The organism is Massilia aurea, from assembly GCF_024753205.1.
Classification (GTDB): Bacteria; Pseudomonadota; Gammaproteobacteria; order Burkholderiales; family Burkholderiaceae_D; genus Telluria; species Telluria aurea.
The window spans coordinates 1-1,451 of sequence record NZ_JANUGZ010000021.1; the positions used below are offsets into that span (position 1 = coordinate 1).

1 rRNA gene is annotated in these 1,451 nt (G+C 52.9%); it reads right to left on the reverse strand.

Annotation, left to right across the window (positions count from 1 at the left end):
- Positions 1–1,441 (reverse strand): 16S ribosomal RNA (locus NX775_RS23840); the annotation flags it as partial.
- Positions 1,442–1,451 lie beyond the last annotated feature (10 nt).

Below are 1,451 nucleotides of genomic sequence, written 5' to 3' on the forward strand. Positions count from 1 at the left end.
CGGTTAAGCTACCTACTTCTGGTAAAACCCGCTCCCATGGTGTGACGGGCGGTGTGTACAAGACCCGGGAACGTATTCACCGCGACATGCTGATCCGCGATTACTAGCGATTCCAACTTCACGCAGTCGAGTTGCAGACTGCGATCCGGACTACGATACACTTTCTGGGATTAGCTCCCCCTCGCGGGTTGGCGGCCCTCTGTATGTACCATTGTATGACGTGTGAAGCCCTACCCATAAGGGCCATGAGGACTTGACGTCATCCCCACCTTCCTCCGGTTTGTCACCGGCAGTCTCATTAGAGTGCTCAACTAAATGTAGCAACTAATGACAAGGGTTGCGCTCGTTGCGGGACTTAACCCAACATCTCACGACACGAGCTGACGACAGCCATGCAGCACCTGTGTTACGGTTCTCTTTCGAGCACAACCAAATCTCTTCGGTCTTCCGTACATGTCAAGGGTAGGTAAGGTTTTTCGCGTTGCATCGAATTAATCCACATCATCCACCGCTTGTGCGGGTCCCCGTCAATTCCTTTGAGTTTTAATCTTGCGACCGTACTCCCCAGGCGGTCTACTTCACGCGTTAGCTGCGTTACCAAGTTAATTAAAACCCGACAACTAGTAGACATCGTTTAGGGCGTGGACTACCAGGGTATCTAATCCTGTTTGCTCCCCACGCTTTCGTGCATGAGCGTCAATCTTGACCCAGGGGGCTGCCTTCGCCATCGGTGTTCCTCCACATCTCTACGCATTTCACTGCTACACGTGGAATTCTACCCCCCTCTGCCAGATTCTAGCCTTGCAGTCTCCAACGCAATTCCCAGGTTGAGCCCGGGGATTTCACGTCAGACTTACAAAACCGCCTGCGCACGCTTTACGCCCAGTAATTCCGATTAACGCTTGCACCCTACGTATTACCGCGGCTGCTGGCACGTAGTTAGCCGGTGCTTATTCTTCAGGTACCGTCATTAGCGAAGGATATTAGCCCTCACCGTTTCTTCCCTGACAAAAGAGCTTTACAACCCGAAGGCCTTCTTCACTCACGCGGCATTGCTGGATCAGGCTTTCGCCCATTGTCCAAAATTCCCCACTGCTGCCTCCCGTAGGAGTCTGGACCGTGTCTCAGTTCCAGTGTGGCTGGTCGTCCTCTCAGACCAGCTACTGATCGTGGCCTTGGTGAGCCTTTACCTCACCAACTAGCTAATCAGATATCGGCCGCTCCAGGAGCACAAGGTCCGAAGATCCCCTGCTTTCATCCTTAGATCGTATGCGGTATTAGCGTAACTTTCGCTACGTTATCCCCCACTCTTGGGTACGTTCCGATATATTACTCACCCGTTCGCCACTCGCCGCCAGGTTGCCCCGCGCTGCCGTTCGACTTGCATGTGTAAAGCATGCCGCCAGCGTTCAATCTGAGCCAGGATCAAACTCTTCAGTTCAATCTCTGTT